Below are 17,144 nucleotides of genomic sequence, written 5' to 3'. Positions count from 1 at the left end.
TATGCATCGGCTGATAACATGTCAAGTGAAAGGGGGCTGACCAGGAGGTGGACTACCGGATGGACGGCACGACCAGAACGCGCATGACCGCGTCGCAGCGCAGTGCCCAGGTGCTCGCGGCCGCCGTCCAAGCGTTTGCCGAATCTGGTTACGCCGCAACGAAAACCGATGAGATCGCCCGGCTGGCCGGAGTGTCCCAACCCTATGTGATCCGGCTGTTCGGCACCAAGCAGCAGCTGTTCGTCGCGGTCCTGCACGAGGTGTGCGCCCGCATCGAGCAGGTCTTCCGCAGCGCCGAGATCGAGCCCGGCGCCGACACCGCCGCGGCCCTGCAGGCACTCGGCAAGGCCTACGAGGTCTTCCTGGCGGAGCGCGAGCTCCCGCTCAACCTGTTGCACGGCGCCGCCGCGAGCGCCGATCCGGCGATCGGCGACCACATGCGGGAACGCTTCGGCCGGATCTACCGGCTGGTCGGCGAGCTCACCGGCGCGGATACGACGGAATCACGCCGCTTCGTCGCCAGCGGCATGCTGCTGACGATCATGACGGCCATGCAGGTGGCGGGCGCGGCGGCGATCCCGCTCCCCTGGGCCACCGAAATCCTCGACGACCTGCGCAACAGCGTCGACCCGCACTGCTGAGGCTGCGCTAGCGCGCGTGCTGGACGCGCGCGCTCGCGTAGAGGCAGATCGCCGCGGCGGCAGCGAGATTCAGGCTTTCGGCACGGCCGTGGATGGGGATCCGGATGCGATGGTCGGCCCGCGCCGCGACGGCGGGGTCGAGTCCGTGGGCCTCGTTACCGAACAGCCAGGCGACCGGGCCCGCCAGGATCTCGTCGGCGGAATCGAGGTCGACCTCGCCGTTCGCGGCGGTGGCCAGGATGATCACGCCCGCCGCGGAGAGGGCGTCCAGGGTCGCGCCGACATCGCGGCTGCGCGCGATCGGCACGTGGAACAGGCTGCCCGCGCTGGCGCGGACACACTTGCCGTTGTGCGGGTCGACGGTCTCGCCCGCCAGCACCACACCGTCGGCGCCGACCGCGTCGGCGACCCGGATCAGGGTGCCCGCATTGCCGGGTTCGGCGATCTCGACCGGCACGGCGAGCATCCGCGGCCCGCGCTCGAGGATGTCGGGCAGCGGCACGTCGACCAGCTCGCACACGGCGACCAGGCCGGGCGCGGTGACGGTCTCGCCGAGATGCTCGGCGGCGCGATCGCTGACCAGGGTGGTGCGCACGCCGTCGGCGGCGGCACCGGCGATCAGCGCGGTCTCGCGACTCGCGGCCGCGACCGAATAGAACAGTTCACGGACGCGGCCGGTCTCCAGCGCGGCGGTCACGGCATTGGCGCCCTCGGCCAGGAACTGGCCGGACTTGCGGCGCTGCGCGGCGCGCTGGAGCTTGACAGCCGAAACGACCCGCGGATTGCGCTCGGAGAGCGCGTCCACGGGTCGTTCCGACAGATCGCTGTGTGTCGTCAAGCTCAGGCAGCGGTGGCCGGGGCGTTGACGTCGGCGGGCAGCGCGGCCTTGGCGACCGCGACGAGGCCGGCGAAGGCCTCGGCGTCGGAGACGGCGAGCTCGGCCAGGATCTTGCGGTCCACCTCGACACCGGCGGCCTTGAGGCCCTGGATGAAGCGGTTGTAGGTGATGTCGTTCAGACGCGCGGCGGCGTTGATACGAGCGATCCACAGCTTGCGGAAGTCACCCTTACGCGCCTTGCGGTCGCGGTAGGCGTAGGTCAGCGAGTGGAGCTGCTGTTCCTTGGCCTTGCGGTACAGGCGCGAGCGCTGGCCCCGGTAGCCCTTGGAGGCCTCGAGGATGGAACGGCGCTTCTTCTGAGCGTTGACAGCCCTTTTGACGCGTGCCACTTTTCAGTCCTTGATCATCTGGGGGGCGCGGCGGCGCCCGAGTTCGGTAGTTGTCGGCGTCCGGTTATCCCGGCCGCGGAATCGTCAGGGTGCGACGGTCTGTGGTGCCTGAGAAATCAGGCGAGACCGAGCAGCCGCTTCACGCGGGGGGCGTCGACGGCAGCGACGGACTCCGTGCCTTCCAGACGACGAGTCCGGCGGGTGGCCTTGTGCTCCAGGAGGTGGCGACGGTTCGCCTGCTCGCGAAGCAGCTTGCCACTGCCGGTCACCTTGAATCGCTTCTTGGCGCCGCTGTGGGTCTTGTTCTTCGGCATGGATTCCTCTATCTGTGTCGTTGAAATCGGTGTTACTGCGGGTCGGCCTGCGCGGCCTGCTCGGCGGGCGCCGGCGTGTCGACCAGCGCAGCCGGTTCGGCACTCGCGGGACCGGTCGGCAACGGACGCGCTGCCGGAGCCGATTCCTGCTGTGCCTTCACCCGCGTCTTCGCGCCCTTGTGGGGAGCGAGGACCATGGTCATGTTGCGGCCGTCCTGCTTGGCCGAGGTCTCGACGAAACCGAGTTCGGCGACGTCGGAGGCCAGACGCTGAAGCAGCCGGAAACCGAGCTCGGGTCGCGACTGCTCACGACCACGGAACATGATCGTGACCTTGACCTTGGACCCGGCCTCGAGGAAGCGAACGACGTTGCGCTTCTTGGTCTCGTAGTCGTGGTCGTCGATCTTCGGGCGGAGCTTCTGCTCCTTGATCACGGTCTGGACCTGGTTCTTCCGGGACTCGCGCGCCTTCTGCGCCGTCTCGTACTTGAACTTGCCGTAGTCCATGATCTTGCAGACCGGCGGACGGGCATCGGGTGCCACCTCGACCAGGTCGAGATCGGCTTCGAGCGCGACGCGTAGTGCATCTTCAACACGCACGATCCCAACCTGTTCGCCGCCGGGTCCGATGAGTCGAACCTCGGGAACACGGATGCGATCGTTGATGCGGGTCTCAGTGCTGATGGGGCCTCCTAGGTCAAGCGGTGTCGTCATAACGACCGCATGCAATAACTGCAACCCCTGTTTCAACACGAAAGCCCCGCTGCGGTATTTCTCCGCGACGGGGCCCGATGTCGACCGATCGCCCACAGTCGATGCCCTCACGAGCTCGCTGTCGACCCCTGCGTGCCAGGCACACAGGAAACCCGCCACATCGGGCGGGTGACCGGGACCGTTTGTCCAGTACGATCGCTCGCCGGTAACGGTGGGAGTCGGGCTCCACTTATCTGCCCCAGAGCTGCATGACACAACCAGGGGCGGTCGTCAGCGGAAAGTCTAGCATCGCATTCCGCTATCGCCGAATCGGCCTGGCGCGGACGAGCCCCACCGGGGCCGCTATAGCCTTGTCGGCATGACTGACGAGCTCGATCCCCCCGTGCGCGACCTGGCCGACATCCCCGCCGTCGAAGTTATCAGCCGGGCCGCCGTGATGCTGATGAGTTCGGCCGCGGAGAAGCTGGGGCTCGCCGCCGACGACCCGGACTCCGGGGCGCACGTCGATCTCGACGAGGCCCGCCGGGTGATCACCGCGCTGGCCGGCCTGGTCACCGCGTCGGTGGAGTACCTCGGCCCGCACGCCGGTCCGATCCGCGACGGCCTGCAGGCGCTGCAGCGCGCGTTCCGCGAGGCCTCCTCGGTGCCGGACGCGCCGGGCGCGGGGCCGGGCGAGAAGTACACCGGCCCCGTGTACTGAGCCGTCCGGGAACAGCGCAACGAAAAGATCCGCCGGCGCAGGTGCGCCGGCGGATCTTCGTCTACAGAGGCTTACGAGGTCGCGCTCAGACCGTGGGGGTCGGAGCGGGCGGCGTGCCCGGGGTCACGGCGATGGCCGAGCCCGAGGCGATCGCGTTGGCGAGAGCGGTGAAGATGCTGGCGAGGCCTGCGCTTCCGGTTTCCATGCTCAGTGGTTCCTTTCGATTCCGCCCGACTCAGGCAGTCGGCTTGGTGGGCGTGTAGGCCAGCGAGGACCCGCCACTGAGGAAAGACAGAATCTGGCCGATGAGCGCCGTGGTGGCTTCATCCATGGGGACGTTCCTTTCGTACTGCACGACACCCGCGATCGCGCCGCCCACGGGCGCGAGACACCACTGGATGCCGGTTCGACTGACCGTTACTGTCCGGTATTCCGGCAACGGTGAGGCGAATGCTACCCACAGGTGTTTCACTTTGTCGCGTTTTCGGAAAGTCCCCGCGCGCGAGGATATCCGGCCTCAGCGCAGGGCGGCCGCCTTTCGCGCCAGACGCTTGGCCGCGGCGGTCTCGGCGGGGGCCTTCTTCGCGGCGGGAGCCGCCTTCTTGGCCGCCGCCTTCTTCGCCGCGGGCTTGGCCGGTGCCGGTGCCGCGAGCACCTCCTTGAGGAACTGCCCGGTGTAGCTGCCCGAGACCTGCGCCACGTCCTCCGGCGTGCCCGTCGCGACCACGGTGCCACCACCGGAACCGCCCTCGGGACCCATGTCGACGACCCAGTCCGAGGTCTTGATGACATCGAGGTTGTGCTCGATGACGATCACCGTGTTGCCCTTGTCGACCAGCCCGTTGATCACCTTGAGCAGCTTGCGGATGTCCTCGAAGTGCAGGCCGGTGGTCGGCTCGTCGAGGATGTAGACCGTGCGCCCGGTCGAGCGCTTCTGCAGTTCGGCGGCCAGCTTCACGCGCTGGGCCTCGCCGCCGGACAGGGTCGGCGCGCTCTGGCCGAGCCGCACGTACCCGAGCCCGACCTCGACCAGGGTCTTGAGATACCGGTGGATCGAGGTGACCGGCTCGAAGAACTCCGCCGCCTCGTCGATCGGCATGTCCAGCACCTCGGCGATGGTCTTGCCCTTGTAGTGCACCTCCAGGGTCTCGCGGTTGTAGCGGGCGCCGTGGCACACCTCGCACGGGACGTAGACGTCCGGCAGGAAGTTCATCTCGATCTTGAGGGTGCCGTCGCCCGAGCACGCCTCGCAGCGGCCGCCCTTGACATTGAAGGAGAATCGGCCCGGCTGGTACCCGCGGACCTTGGCCTCGGTGGTCGAGGCGAACAGGGTGCGGATCTTGTCGAAGACACCGGTGTAGGTGGCCGGGTTCGAGCGCGGGGTGCGCCCGATCGGCGACTGGTCGACCTGCACCAGCTTGTCCAGGTGGTCCAGGCCGTTGATCCTGGTGTGCCTGCCGGGCACCTGGCGGGCGCCGTTGAGCTTGTTCGCCAGCACCGTCGCCAGGATGTCGTTGACCAGGGTCGACTTGCCCGAGCCGGAGACACCGGTGACCGCGGTGAGCACGCCCAGCGGGAACGCCACGTCGATCCCGGTCAGATTGTGCTCGGTGGCGCCGACGACGGTGAGCCTGCGCTTCTTGTCGATCGGGCGGCGCACCATCGGCACCTCGATCTGCTCCCGGCCGGAAAGGTAAGCGCCGGTGAGTGATTCGGGTTCGGTGAGCAGTTCGGTGTAGGGACCGCTGTGCACCACCCGGCCACCGTGCTCACCGGCCAGCGGGCCGATGTCGACGACCCAGTCCGAGGCACGGATCGTGTCCTCGTCGTGCTCGACGACGATCAGGGTGTTGCCCAGGTTCTTCAGCCGCAGCAGCGTCTCGATGAGCCTGCGGTTGTCGCGCTGGTGCAGACCGATCGACGGCTCGTCGAGCACGTAGAGCACGCCGACCAGGCCGGAGCCGATCTGGGTGGCCAGGCGGATGCGCTGGGCCTCGCCGCCGGACAGCGTCGCCGCGGCGCGCGAGAGCGTGAGGTACTCCAGACCGACGTCGAGCAGGAAGCCCAGGCGCGCCTGGATCTCCTTGAGCACCTGACCGGCGATCGCGGCCTCGCGCTCCCCCAGCGTCAGCGAGTTCAGGAAGTGCGCGCACTCGCCGATCGACAGATCGCTGACATCGGCGATCGACTTGTCGGTGCCGTCGGCGGCCAGCGTGACGGCCAGGATCTCCGGGCGCAGGCGGGCGCCGTGGCACACCGGGCACGGCACATCGCGCATGTAGCCGTCGTAGTGCTCCTTCATCTGCTCGGACTCGGTGTTGTCCATCCGCCGGTGCAGGAACGGCATCACGCCTTCGAAGTCGGCGTAGTAGGAGCGCTTGCGGCCGTAGCGGTTGACGTAGGACACGTGCACCTGGTCGGAGCTGCCCTCGAGCACCGCCTTGCGGGCCTTGGCGGGCAGGTCCTGCCACGGGGTGTCCATCGAGAAGCCGATCGACTCGGCCAGGCCCGACAGCAGCCGGTTGAAGTACTCGGCGGTCTGCCCGCGCGACCACGGCGCGATGGCGCCGTCGGCCAGACTCAGCTCCGGATCGGGCACCACCAGCTCCGGGTCGACCTCCTTGCGGATGCCCAGGCCGGTGCAGTCGGGGCAGGCACCGTAGGGCGAGTTGAAGGAGAACGAGCGCGGCTCGAGGTCCTCGATGTCGAGCGCGTGTCCGTTCGGGCAGGCCAGACGCTCGGAGAAGCGGCGCTCCCGGTCGTGCGCGTGCTCGTCGCGGTCGACGAAGTCGAGCACCACGATGCCGTCGGCCAGCCGCAGCGCCGTCTCGATCGAGTCGGTGAGGCGCTGCTTGGACGCGGTCTTGACCGCGAGCCGGTCGACGACGACCTCGACGTCGTGCTTCTCCTGCTTCTTCAGCTTCGGCGGATCGGTCAGCGGATAGACCACGCCGTCGACCCGCACCCGCGAGTAGCCCTGGGTCTTGAGCTGGTCGAACAGGTCGACGAACTCGCCCTTGCGGGTCCGCACCACCGGCGCGAGGACCTGGAACTTGAGCCCCTCCTCCATCGCCAGCACCTGGTCGACGATCTGCTGCGGGGTCTGCTTGGCGATCAGCTCGCCACACACCGGGCAGTGCGGGGTGCCCGCGCGGGCGTAGAGCAGGCGCAGGTAGTCGTAGACCTCGGTGATGGTGCCGACCGTCGACCGCGGATTGCGGTTGGTCGACTTCTGGTCGATCGACACCGCGGGCGAGAGGCCTTCGATGAAGTCGACATCGGGCTTGTCCATCTGTCCGAGGAACTGCCGCGCGTAGGCCGACAGCGACTCGACGTAGCGACGCTGCCCCTCGGCGAAGATCGTGTCGAACGCCAAGCTCGACTTCCCGGAACCGGACAGACCGGTGAACACGATCAGGCTGTCACGAGGCAGATCGAGGTCGACACCTTTCAGGTTGTGTTCCCGAGCTCCGCGCACAGTGAGGCGTTCCGCCACCTGGTGAATCCCTTCTCCATCGTCATCCGCCGACCGGACATGAACCCCCGCTCGCCATGCTAGGCGGACCCACCGACAGAAACTTTGGAGCGCTGGCGCGCTCGAGGTCGCGGCCCCTCCTGTCCCGCCGATCGGGCGCCGTTGCTTGCTCCTTCGTCGCTTGCGCAACGGCGCCCGATCGGCGGGACGGCCGCGACGGCCGCTGCGCGGCCTGCCCCTCCTGGGGGTCGGGGCGTGGTGGTCGAGTTCCCGGTCTGCGCCCACTATTTCGGCGTACGGATTATGTTTGACGGCAGGGGTGGGGCGATCGACATGATGAAGGAGCCGGCGTGCTCGAGGTTTTCCTGGTCGACGACCATGAGATCGTCCGGCGCGGGCTGATCGATCTGCTCGAGGGTGATCCAGAACTCAGGGTGATCGGGCAGGCCGGTGGCGTGGCCGAGGCGATGGCGCGCATTCGCGAGGCGCGGCCGGACGTGGCGGTGCTCGATGTCCGCCTGCCCGACGGCAACGGCATCGAGCTGTGCCGCAATCTGCTCGCCGAGTTCGAGGACCTGCGCTGCCTGATCCTCACCTCGTTCTCCGACGAGCACGCCATGCTCGACGCGATCCTGGCCGGTGCCAGCGGCTATGTGGTGAAGAACATCGACGGGATGAAGCTGGCCGACGCGATCAAACAGGTCGGCGCCGGCCACTCGCTGCTCGACACCCGCGCGGCCGACGCCCTGCGCGCCCGGCTGCGCCGCAGCACCGAGCCCTCCGGCGCGCTGGCCGGGCTCACCGAGCAGGAGCGCCGATTACTCGAGCTGCTCGGCGAGGGGCTCACCAACCGGCAGATCGCCGCGCGGATGTTCCTGGCCGAGAAGACGGTGAAGAACTACGTCTCCCGGCTGCTGGCCAAGCTCGGCGTCGAACGCCGCACCCAGGCCGCCGTGCTGGCGACCAAGCTGCGCGAACCGTAAGAAATCAGGAGGGGACGACGATCGTCAGGTCGCCGTCGTAGCGGCGGTAGAGCAGGTTGCCGCGGCCGGTGTGGCTGTCGGTGAAGAACAGATACGGTAGGCCGCCGGTGCACAGCACGTCGGAGGCTTCGTCCGCGGCGTAGACCGGCGCGGCGTCCTGGACGACGCGGACCGGCATGGCGCTGGCGGTCAGCGGCAGCTCGGCCGACTCCCCCGCCGCGGCCGTGTGCCGCTGCCTGGCCAGGCTGACGCCGTGCGGATCGGCCCAGGTGACGATCGCGTCCTCGCCCGTCTGGGCGTCGGTGAACAGGTAGGCGTCGTAATCCATCGCGTCCAGCACGGTGCTGGCTTCCAGCGGCGTGCCCGTCATCAGCGCACAGTCCTTGCGGCGGATGATCGGACGGGTCTCGGTGATCTGAGCCAGCGGGCGCCGGGCCGGATCCGGCCACGCGCCGCGGGATTCCTTGCCCGCGCGCCGGGCCAGCTGACGATCCAGCCGCTCGGCGGCGAAGGTGACGGCGAAGCCGCCGGGACCGGTGACCTGCACGCGCGTGAGCGTGTCGTTGGTTCGGATGTTGGCCTGCACCAGCGTCGGCTCGTCGGAACCCTGCGGCGCGGTGACGCGCACGCGGGCCGGACTGTCGAGGTGATGCCTGCGCATCACGCGGGTGATGGCGCGGACAGCGCGGGTGACGTCCTGGGGTGGTACCTCGCCGCAGGTGGTCACCGCGAGCTCCGGGTCCGCGGCGGTCGTCCAGTGCTGGGTCGTCGACAACGAATTCATCTCTTGCCCCACTTCTCGATCCCTTTTCCCGGTGCCCTATGCCACCATGGGGGCCCTTGTGGGTGAAGGGCCGAAAGTCCCCACCTTGCGGACTAGACTTTGCGTTCGACGGTTGGGGTGGCGCGGCGAACGGATACGGCGATGACGAATGACGGTCGGGGTGGCCGCTATTCGGTGGGCCGGACGGTCTCCCAGCAGCGATTGCGCGCACTGCTCGGCGAGGTGGCCGATCGCGTCGAGGTGATGATCGGTTCCCGCGACCGGATGGACGGCCTGGTCGAGGCCATGTTGACGGTCACCGCGGGCCTGGATCTCGACGAGACCCTGCGCACGATCGTGCGCACCGCGATGAACCTGGTCGACGCCCGCTACGGCGCGCTCGCGGTCCGCGGCCACGACCAGCAGGTCTCGCAGTTCATCGACGAGGGCATGCCGGACCAGATCCGGGACCGGATCGGGCGATTACCCGCGGGCCATGGCGTGCTCGGCGCGGTGTTCGCCGAGAAGGCGCCACTGCGCCTGGACGATCTCACCGAACATTCCTCCTCGATCGGCTTCCCGGCGGGTCATCCGCCGATGCACACGTTTCTCGGTGTGCCGGTGCGTATCCGGGACGAGGTCTTCGGCAGTCTCTATCTGACCGAGAAGTCCGACGGCCAGCCGTTCACCGAGGAGGACGAGGTCCTGGTGCTGGCGCTGGCGGCCGCGGCGGGCATCGCGGTCGACAACGCCCGGCTCTACGAACAGGCGCGGACCCGGCAGGCCTGGATCGAAGCGACCCGCGACATCGCCACCGAGTTCCTCGCCGGCACCGAATCCGACCGCGTGCTGGCGCATGTCGTCGACCACGCCCGGGGCCTCACCGGCTCGCATCAGGCATTCCTGGCCTCGGTGCCGGTGCCGGACGAACTACCCGGCGAGATCTCGGAATTGGTGATCACCCAGTGGACCGGACCCGACGCCGGGCAGGACTGGCAGACGGTCCCGATCGCCGGCACCGCCCTGGGCGACGCGTTCAGCAGGCGCACGCCCCTGCGCTTCGACGACGTCTCGACGGTGACCCTGGGCGTCGAGTTCCCCGGCGCCGAATTGCCCGGCGCCGGACCGGCACTCGTGCTGCCTCTGTGCACCCCCGATGCCACGCTCGGTGTGCTGGTGACGATCCGCCCGCCCGGCTTCGCCCCCTATTCCGACGAGATGCTGGAACTGACCGCGGCCTTCTGCGATCAGGCCGCGCTGGCGGTCCGGCTGGCCGACGCGCAGCGCCGGATGCGCGAACTCGACATCGTCGCCGACCGCGACCGCATCGCCCGCGACCTGCACGATCACGTGATCCAGCGACTGTTCGCCATCGGCCTGACCGTGCAGGCCACCCTGCCCAAGGCAGTGGTTCCCGAAGTGCGGCAACGTCTTTCGACGGTGATCATGGACCTGCAGGAAGTCGTGCAGGAGATCAGGACCTCCATCTTCGACCTGCACGCCAGCGGCCCCGACCACAGCGCGGGCCTGCAGCAGCGGCTCGAGGTGGCGATCCGGCGCCAGACCGCCGACATCGCGTTGCGGGCCACCATCCAGGTGTCGGGTCCGTTGTCGGTCCTGGACCCGCAGCTGGCCGATCACGCCGAGGCGGTGGTGCGCGAGGCGGTGAGCAACGCGGTCCGCCATTCCGGCGCCGACACCGTCGCGATCGTCATCGACGTGGCCGACGACCTGACGATCACCGTCACCGACAACGGCTGGGGCATCCCCAACCACGTCATCCGCAGCGGGCTGCGCAATCTCGAGCAGCGCGCGCAGGAGGCGAGCGGGCACTTCGAGATCGGGCCCGCCAAGCGTCCGGACGCCGACGGCAACCACCCCGAGATGCCGGGTACCCAGCTGCGCTGGGCGGTCCCGCTGCCGCAGGACGCACCGACCACCGGCGGCTACGCGCTGGCAGGCGGCCCGGAGGCGGGCGAGAGCGACTGAGCGCGACCGCTCAGGCCGGTCCGAGCACGACGGCGGCGTTGTTGCCGCCCATCCCCATCGACAGTTTCACCGTCGGACCGTCGGTCATCGGGGCCGGGCCGTCCAGCAGCCGCGGGTGCGCGGGCGCCACGATCGGCGCCGAGGCCGCGATGCCGCGTTGATAGGACAGCGCGATGGTGGCGACCTCGACGGCGGCGGCCGCGCCCTGGCAGTGCCCGGTGAGCGGTTTGAGCGCGGTGATCGCGGGGCGGTCGGCGAACACGGAGGTCAGCACGTGGCGTTCGGCGGCGTCGCACTGGCCGGTGCCGGTGCCGTGGACGTTGACGTAGGCCACCTCGGTCGCCGTGACCCCGGACGCGGTCAGCGCGCGCTCGGTGCAGTCGATCAGCTGGGTGTGGTCGGGGTCGACGGAGACGACGTGGAACGCGTCGTTGGTCATCGCGCCGCCGAGGACCCGGGCGTACGGGGCGTCGACGGCATCGGTGAGCAGCAGCGCGACCGACGCCTCGGCCATGGTGAAACCGAGCGATCCCTCCTGCAACGGCCGGCACGCGGTGAACGGGTCGGCGTGGCCGACCGCGGCGCCGAGCCGGACGAAGTGTTCGAGCATCTCCGGCGTCGCCGAGAGGTCGGTGGCGACGCACAGCACGTCGTCGACCAGGCCGGCCTCGCGCCACATCTTCGCGGTGAGCAGCGCCGCCGCGCCGGTGCTGCAGGCCGCCGAGACGTTCATCGCGGGGCCGTGGAAACCGAATTCCTGCATGATCACCGAGATCGGGGTCGAGGGCAGCATCCGCAGGTAGTCGCGCGAGCGCCGGTGGCCGTGGTCGGTGAGATAGAACTCGCGCCAGTCGGCGACGTCACCGAGGGTGAATCCGTGCACGAGACCGACCGTGCGCCCCGCCGCGCGCCACCCGCGCGCTTCGGCGTCGGCGACGGCCTCGGCGGCCGCCGCGTGCACGGCGCGCCCGAACAGACCGGCTCCGTGGGCGAGATCACCCCCGTCGGGAATCCGGCCGACCCAGGCGTGCTGGTCCCGCTCGGGACCGTATCCGGGGTACAGCCGGGCCGACGGTTTACCCCCCAGAACTCCCTGCCACAGCTGCTCACGGCCCCAGCCGAAGGCGGAGACGACACCGATGCCCGCGATCGACATAGAATCGGGGCGGTGGACCATGCCGCCGGGACGCACGTCCGGTTTCACATCGCTCCTCGCGGATCTCATCGAGGGTCCCCACAATAGTCCTGTTCGCCGTCGCCAGACCAGGTCGAGATCGGGGGTATCGCAGTGGGAGAAACCAATACCGACGCGGCGAGCGCCGAACAGCTCGCCCAGCGATACCGCTCGCTCGTCGAACACACGCCCGACGCGATCTGCGTGCACGAGGCGGGAATCGTGGTCTTCGCCAATCCCGCGATGGTCCGGCTGCTCGGCGCCCGCACCCCCGACGACCTGCTCGGATTGCCCATCACCCGGTTCGTGCATCCCGAGTCGATCCCGGCGATGCTCGACCGGATCGACCAGCTCACCGCCGAGGGCGCCGCGTCCCCGCCCACCGAGATGGACCTGGTGCGCTTCGACGGCCGGACGGTGCCGGTGCAGACCGTGTCGGTTCTCACAGCGTGGCAGGACGCACTGGCCTACCAGGTGGTCGTGCACGACCTGACCGCGCAGCGGGCCGCGGAGGCCTCGGCGCGCCGGGCGGAGGCGCACTTCACCACCGTGGTCTCGCAGCTGGAGGAGGGCGTGCTCGTCGTCGATCCGCGCGGACGCGTCGAGTCGATCAATCCGGCGGGCAGGCGGATCCTCGGCATCGACGACGCGACACCGGTGATCGGGCACGCCATCGACGAACTGCCGCTGCGCCTGATCGACCGCAACGGGCAGCCGATGCCGACGAACCGGCATCCGATGGCGCACACCCTGGCGACCGGCGAGGCCGTCACCCAGTTCATCTTCGGCGTGGAGCGCACCGACGGGCAGCAGGTGTGGCTGTCGTGCAACTGCCGGCTGCTCAACCCCGACACCCCGCACTCCTCGGGAGTGTCCTCCTTCGCCGACATCACCGAGTTCCGGGCCAGCAGGCGCCAGCTCGAGTACCAGGCCACCCATGACGCGCTGACCGGGCTGGCCAACCGCTCGCTGATCCTGTCCCAGCTCTCGGCCGCGCTGGCCGACGAGGGCGGCAGCCTGGTCACCACGGTGCTGTTCATCGATCTCGACGGGTTCAAGGCGATCAACGACACCCTCGGTCATGCGATCGGCGACACGGTGCTGCAGATCGTCGCCCAGCGGTTGCAGCGCGCGCTGCGGGCCGAGGACCTGGTGGGCAGGCTCGGCGGCGACGAGTTCCTGGTCCTGCTCGCCGGGCATCCGCACAGCACCGATCTGCCCGGTCTGATCGAGCGGTTGCGCACCACGATGGCCGAGCCGATCATCGCCCGCGGGCACCGGCTGGAGGTGAGCGCCTCGATCGGCATCACCGAGCTCGGACCGCACGAACACCGCACCCCGGAGGCCGTCCTGCACGACGCCGACCTGGCGATGTACCGCGACAAGCCGTCAGGTCATCGTGACCTCGGTCTCGGTCAGAATCGTCGATCGAACAACACTCACGCCTCCTGACAGACTGGTCGGCGTGATCATCGAACACGCGGTGCTGCCCGTTCGCGCAGGTCTGGCCGAGGACTTCGAGGCCGCGTTTGCCGAGGCCGCGCCGATCATCGCGTCGATGCCGGGTTTCGGTGGGTTGTCGCTGTCGCGGTGCGTCGAACGTCCGGACAGCTATCTGCTGCTGGTGCGCTGGGAACGGCTGACCGACCACACCGCGGGTTTCCGCGGATCGCCGGAATATCAACGCTGGCGGGCGCTGTTGCACCACTTCTACGACCCGTTTCCCGTGGTCGAGCACTTCACGCCGATCGTCGGTGGCGATCTGTTCGCCGAGTAGACTCGACAACTCTGTTCTCGCCGGTGACAAAGGAGTCCTGTTTTGCCCGACCGCCTCGCCGATGATCGCGCCGCGGAACAGCAGTACCTCTCGGTGCTCTACGACCGGCTCGACGGCATGCGCGACTACGCGCAGAACCGGCTCAAGACCGTGCTGCTGGAGTCCGGCGGCACCCCGCAGGCACGCAGTGAGCGCGAGTCGTTCACCCAGCTCTACAGCGAGGACCTGGCCAAATACGACGCCGCCGAGCACGGTCTGTGCTTCGGCCGGATCGATCTGGACGGCGACGAGCCCGAGGCCCGCTACATCGGCAGGCTCGGCATCCTCGACGAGGACAACGACTACGAGCCGCTGCTGCTGGACTGGCGCGCTCCCCTGGCCCGCCCGTTCTACCTGGCGACCACCGCCAATCCCGAGGACGTGGTCCGGCGCAGGCACATCCGCTCGCGCAACCGGGCGGTCACCGCGATCACCGACGAGTACCTGGACCTGCGGGCCGCCGAGCGCGACGGCGCGGTCGGCACCGACGACGGGGTCGGCGGCGAGAGCGCGCTGCTGTCGGCGCTCAACGCCGCTCGCACCGGCCACATGAACGACATCGTCGAGACCATCCAGAGCGAGCAGGACGCGATCATCCGCTCCGAGCACAAGAGCGTGCTGGTGGTCCAGGGCGGGCCGGGTACCGGCAAGACCGCGGTCGCGCTGCACCGCGCCGCCTACCTGCTGTACACCTACCGGCAGCAGCTGGCCAAGAGCGGCGTGCTGATCATCGGCCCGAACGCGACCTTCCTCGACTACATCGGCCAGGTGCTGCCCTCGCTCGGTGAGACCGGCGTGCTGCTGTCGACCATCGGCGACCTGTATCCCGGGGTGAAGGCCGTGCGCGAGGACACCCTGCGCGCCGGCGAGATCAAGGGCTCCCTCGACATGCTCGAGGTGCTCAAGCAGGCGGTGCGCGATCGCCAGGAGGTGCCGGCCGAACCCGTACGACTCACCTTCGACGGCTATCCGGTGACGCTGGATCGCAAGATCGCGACCAAGGCCAGGGGCCGGGCCAGGTCCTCGCGCCGACCGCACAACCTGGCCAGGCCGATCTTCGCGTCCTCGGTGATCGACGCGCTCACCGATCAGCTGGCCGCGACGATGGGCGCCGACCTGTCCGGCGGGACCAGCCTGCTCAGCTCGGCCGACCTCACCGAGATCGGCGACGAGATGCGCGCCGACCCGCAGGTCCAGGCCGCGATCAGCGCGCTCTGGCCGATCCTGTCCCCGCAGGAGGTGCTGGCCGACCTGCTGGCCGACCCGGCCCGGCTCGACCGCGCCGCCAAGACTCTCAGCGCCGAGGACCGGGCCGAGCTGGTCCGCAACGACGACGGCACGTTCGGCGCCGCCGACGCCCCGCTGCTCGACGAACTCGCCGAGCTGCTCGGCGTGGACGACACCGAGGAACGCGAACGCGCCCGCCGCCGCTGGCGCGCCCAGCTGGCCGAGGCGCAGGACGCCCTCGACATCCTCACCGGCTCCGCGCCCCAGGACATCGAGGACGAACTCGACCCCGAGATCCTCATGGCCTACGACCTCATCGACGCCTCCCAGCTGGCCCAGCGCCAGGAGTTCGGCAACCGGCAGACCACCGCCGAGCGCGCGGCGGGCGACCGCACCTGGACCTACGGTCACGTGATCGTCGACGAGGCGCAGGAACTGTCGCAGATGGCCTGGCGCATGGTGATGCGGCGCATTCCGAACCGGTGGATCACCGTGGTCGGCGACGTCGCCCAGACCGGCGATCCGGCGGGCGCGTCGTCGTGGCAGCGGGTGCTGGAACCGTATGTGGCGCAACGCTGGAAGCTCACCGAGCTGACCGTCAACTACCGCACCCCCGCCGAGATCATGGCCGTGGCCGCCGATGTGCTGGCCGCGATCGACCCCGGCGTGCGGGTGCCGCGTTCGGTCCGCGAGACCGGCAATCCGCCCCGTGCCTACCGGGTTCGGCCCGCCGAGCTGGCCGGCGAGGTGGCGCGGCTGCTCGAGGCCGAGCACGGTCCCGGCACCAGCGCGGTCCTCGCGCCGGCCGCGCTCGTCCCCGAGCTGTCCACGCTGGCCGGGGAATCGGTGCAGGTTCTGACCGTGCACGATGCCAAGGGTCTCGAGTTCGACCGGGTGTATCTGGTGGAACCACAGGCGATCCTGGACGAGTCGCCGCGCGGGCTCAACGACCTCTACGTGGCGCTGACCCGTGCGACCCAGCGCCTGGCGGTCGTGCACGCCGACAAGCTGCCCGAGGTGCTGTCCGCGCTCGGCTAGGCGCGCCCCTCAGTCGCGATCGGCCTCGGCCAGCAGGCCGGTGACCAGCGCGTCCAGCCCGGTCGCGTAGGTGCTCACGGCGTCGAATTCGGTCCAGCGGGAACCGACTTCGGCCAGTCGCGGCATCGCGTCGGGGTCGAGGTTCGCGAAGACCTCGGCGCGATAGGTGGGGCCCTGCGCGGCGCGGCGGGCCGAGCGGCCGGTGACGATCAGATCGCCCGCGGTGTAGTGCCAGATGGCGCGGTAGGCGGCCACCGCGCGGTCGATGTTCAGCCCCGCGGCGATGGCGGCGTCGATGATCGTCTCGGGTACCCACAGGGCCGAGCGGCCGAACAGATCGCCGTTCACCAGCACCTCCACGATCCAGGCGTGCGCCGCGAGCGCGTCGTACATCGCGGTGGCGGCCACCAGGATCCGCTGCCGGGGATCATCGGGCAGCGCGGGCCAGGTGATGCCGTCGGCGTAGTCGTCGAGGAGCAGGCGCAGCAGCTCGTCCTTGTCGCGGACGTGGTGGTAGAGGGCCATCGGGGTGCACTCCAGCGCACCGGCGAGCCTGCGCATGGTCAGTTTCTCGACGCCGTCGGTCTCGATCACCGCGTGCGCGGCGGCGACGATGTCGCCACGGGTCAGGCGCGCCGGTCTGCCGGTACGTGCGGGCTGCGAGGACGGTGTCGGCATGGGTCCATCTTGACCCATCCGACGGCGGGGGTATGGACACGGGGCCGCCGGTGCGGTTAGTTTTTATACATGTATAAAAACTCGTCGCCGCCGCATCCCCGCGCCGTACTCACCGCCGTGGGCGTCGCGCAGTTCATGGTCGCCCTCGACATGGCCGTGATGAACGTCGCGCTGCCCGCCATCGGGGACGCGCTCGGCTTCGCCCCACTGGACCTGGCCTGGGTGGTGCACATCTACGCCCTGACCTTCGGCGGCTTCCTCCTGCTCGGCGGCAAGGCGAGCGATCTGTACGGCCGCCGCCGACTGTTCACGGCGGGGCTGGTCGCCTTCGGCATCGCCTCGCTGGCGGGCGGGCTCGCGCAGGCGCCGTGGCAGCTGGTGGCCGCGCGCGCCGCGCAGGGCATCG

Annotated in this window: 16 protein-coding genes; 8 read left to right on the top strand and 8 right to left on the bottom strand. The window is 69.5% G+C overall.

What is annotated here, in order from left to right; genetic code table 11:
- Positions 1-83 precede the first annotated feature (83 nt).
- Positions 84-641 (top strand): TetR/AcrR family transcriptional regulator, encoded by a 558-nt coding sequence (locus ATM97_RS03895; RefSeq protein ID WP_255586939.1) that lies wholly within the window; start codon positions 84-86, stop codon positions 639-641.
- A 7-nt stretch (positions 642-648) separates the two neighbouring features.
- On the opposite strand, the gene ATM97_RS03890 is transcribed toward ATM97_RS03895, so the two are convergent.
- The 4 genes from ATM97_RS03890 to infC all read right to left on the bottom strand — a co-directional run bounded on the left by ATM97_RS03890 (position 649) and on the right by infC (position 2,895).
- The gene (locus ATM97_RS03890) at positions 649-1,446 is read right to left on the bottom strand and encodes an RNA methyltransferase (RefSeq protein ID WP_218716547.1); all 798 of its coding nucleotides are present in this window, start codon (positions 1,444-1,446) and stop codon (positions 649-651) included.
- A 35-nt stretch (positions 1,447-1,481) separates the two neighbouring features.
- The gene (gene rplT, locus ATM97_RS03885; protein WP_019046423.1) at positions 1,482-1,868 is read right to left on the bottom strand and encodes a 50S ribosomal protein L20; all 387 of its coding nucleotides are present in this window, start codon (positions 1,866-1,868) and stop codon (positions 1,482-1,484) included.
- 116 nt (positions 1,869-1,984) lie between these two features.
- A complete protein-coding gene (gene rpmI, locus ATM97_RS03880) occupies positions 1,985-2,182 on the bottom strand; it encodes a 50S ribosomal protein L35 (protein ID WP_218716546.1) in 198 nt (65 codons plus the stop codon).
- Positions 2,183-2,214: 32 nt separating this feature from the next.
- Positions 2,215-2,895, bottom strand: a complete 681-nt coding sequence (gene infC, locus ATM97_RS03875; RefSeq protein WP_218716554.1) for a translation initiation factor IF-3 — start codon at positions 2,893-2,895, stop codon at positions 2,215-2,217.
- 358 nt (positions 2,896-3,253) lie between these two features.
- Here infC and ATM97_RS03870 point away from each other — a divergent pair, with 358 nt between their 5' ends.
- Positions 3,254-3,595, top strand: coding sequence for a DUF1844 domain-containing protein (locus tag ATM97_RS03870; protein ID WP_218716545.1), 342 nt, complete (start codon positions 3,254-3,256; stop codon positions 3,593-3,595).
- A 517-nt stretch (positions 3,596-4,112) separates the two neighbouring features.
- On the opposite strand, the gene uvrA is transcribed toward ATM97_RS03870, so the two are convergent.
- Entirely contained in the window at positions 4,113-7,091 is a 2,979-nt protein-coding gene (gene uvrA, locus ATM97_RS03865) for an excinuclease ABC subunit UvrA (protein ID WP_218716544.1), read from the bottom strand.
- Positions 7,092-7,420: 329 nt separating this feature from the next.
- Between uvrA and ATM97_RS03860 the strand changes: the two genes are divergently transcribed.
- Positions 7,421-8,053 carry a response regulator transcription factor gene (locus ATM97_RS03860; RefSeq protein WP_218716543.1) on the top strand — a complete coding sequence of 211 codons (633 nt, stop codon included), beginning with the start codon at positions 7,421-7,423 and terminating at the stop codon, positions 8,051-8,053.
- Between the two features lie 4 nt (positions 8,054-8,057).
- Here the strand turns inward: ATM97_RS03860 and ATM97_RS03855 are convergent, their stop codons facing one another.
- Complete coding sequence (locus tag ATM97_RS03855) at positions 8,058-8,837, bottom strand: sigma 54 modulation/S30EA ribosomal C-terminal domain-containing protein (RefSeq protein ID WP_218716542.1); 780 nt, start codon at positions 8,835-8,837, stop codon at positions 8,058-8,060.
- Between the two features lie 141 nt (positions 8,838-8,978).
- On the opposite strand from ATM97_RS03855, the gene ATM97_RS03850 reads away from it, so the two are divergent.
- The gene (locus tag ATM97_RS03850) at positions 8,979-10,805 is read left to right on the top strand and encodes a GAF domain-containing protein (RefSeq protein ID WP_218716541.1); all 1,827 of its coding nucleotides are present in this window, start codon (positions 8,979-8,981) and stop codon (positions 10,803-10,805) included.
- A gap of 10 nt (positions 10,806-10,815) precedes the next feature.
- Here ATM97_RS03850 and ATM97_RS03845 read toward each other — a convergent pair whose 3' ends face one another.
- On the bottom strand, positions 10,816-12,009 hold the full coding sequence (locus tag ATM97_RS03845; protein WP_308248366.1) for a beta-ketoacyl synthase N-terminal-like domain-containing protein: 1,194 nt from the start codon (positions 12,007-12,009) through the stop codon (positions 10,816-10,818).
- 84 nt (positions 12,010-12,093) lie between these two features.
- On the opposite strand from ATM97_RS03845, the gene ATM97_RS03840 reads away from it, so the two are divergent.
- The 3 genes from ATM97_RS03840 to ATM97_RS03830 are packed head-to-tail and all read left to right on the top strand — an operon-like array spanning position 12,094 to position 16,060.
- Positions 12,094-13,431 carry a diguanylate cyclase domain-containing protein gene (locus ATM97_RS03840; RefSeq protein ID WP_218716540.1) on the top strand — a complete coding sequence of 446 codons (1,338 nt, stop codon included), beginning with the start codon at positions 12,094-12,096 and terminating at the stop codon, positions 13,429-13,431.
- Between the two features lie 13 nt (positions 13,432-13,444).
- The gene (locus ATM97_RS03835; protein ID WP_218716539.1) at positions 13,445-13,756 is read left to right on the top strand and encodes an antibiotic biosynthesis monooxygenase; all 312 of its coding nucleotides are present in this window, start codon (positions 13,445-13,447) and stop codon (positions 13,754-13,756) included.
- Positions 13,757-13,798: 42 nt separating this feature from the next.
- Positions 13,799-16,060 (top strand): 3'-5' exonuclease, encoded by a 2,262-nt coding sequence (locus ATM97_RS03830; protein ID WP_218716538.1) that lies wholly within the window; start codon positions 13,799-13,801, stop codon positions 16,058-16,060.
- Positions 16,061-16,069: 9 nt separating this feature from the next.
- Here the strand turns inward: ATM97_RS03830 and ATM97_RS03825 are convergent, their stop codons facing one another.
- Positions 16,070-16,738, bottom strand: a complete 669-nt coding sequence (locus ATM97_RS03825; protein ID WP_218716537.1) for a TetR/AcrR family transcriptional regulator — start codon at positions 16,736-16,738, stop codon at positions 16,070-16,072.
- A gap of 69 nt (positions 16,739-16,807) precedes the next feature.
- Here ATM97_RS03825 and ATM97_RS03820 point away from each other — a divergent pair.
- Positions 16,808-17,144 (top strand): MFS transporter (locus ATM97_RS03820; RefSeq protein ID WP_218716536.1); only part of this gene is annotated, 337 nt, incomplete at its 3' end.

It is taken from the genome of Nocardia sp. MH4, from assembly GCF_019266065.1.
GTDB classification, from domain to species: Bacteria; Actinomycetota; Actinomycetes; order Mycobacteriales; family Mycobacteriaceae; genus Nocardia; species Nocardia canadensis.
The sequence above is the reverse complement of the archived record's forward strand: the minus strand, read 5'-3'. Positions and strand labels throughout refer to the sequence as shown.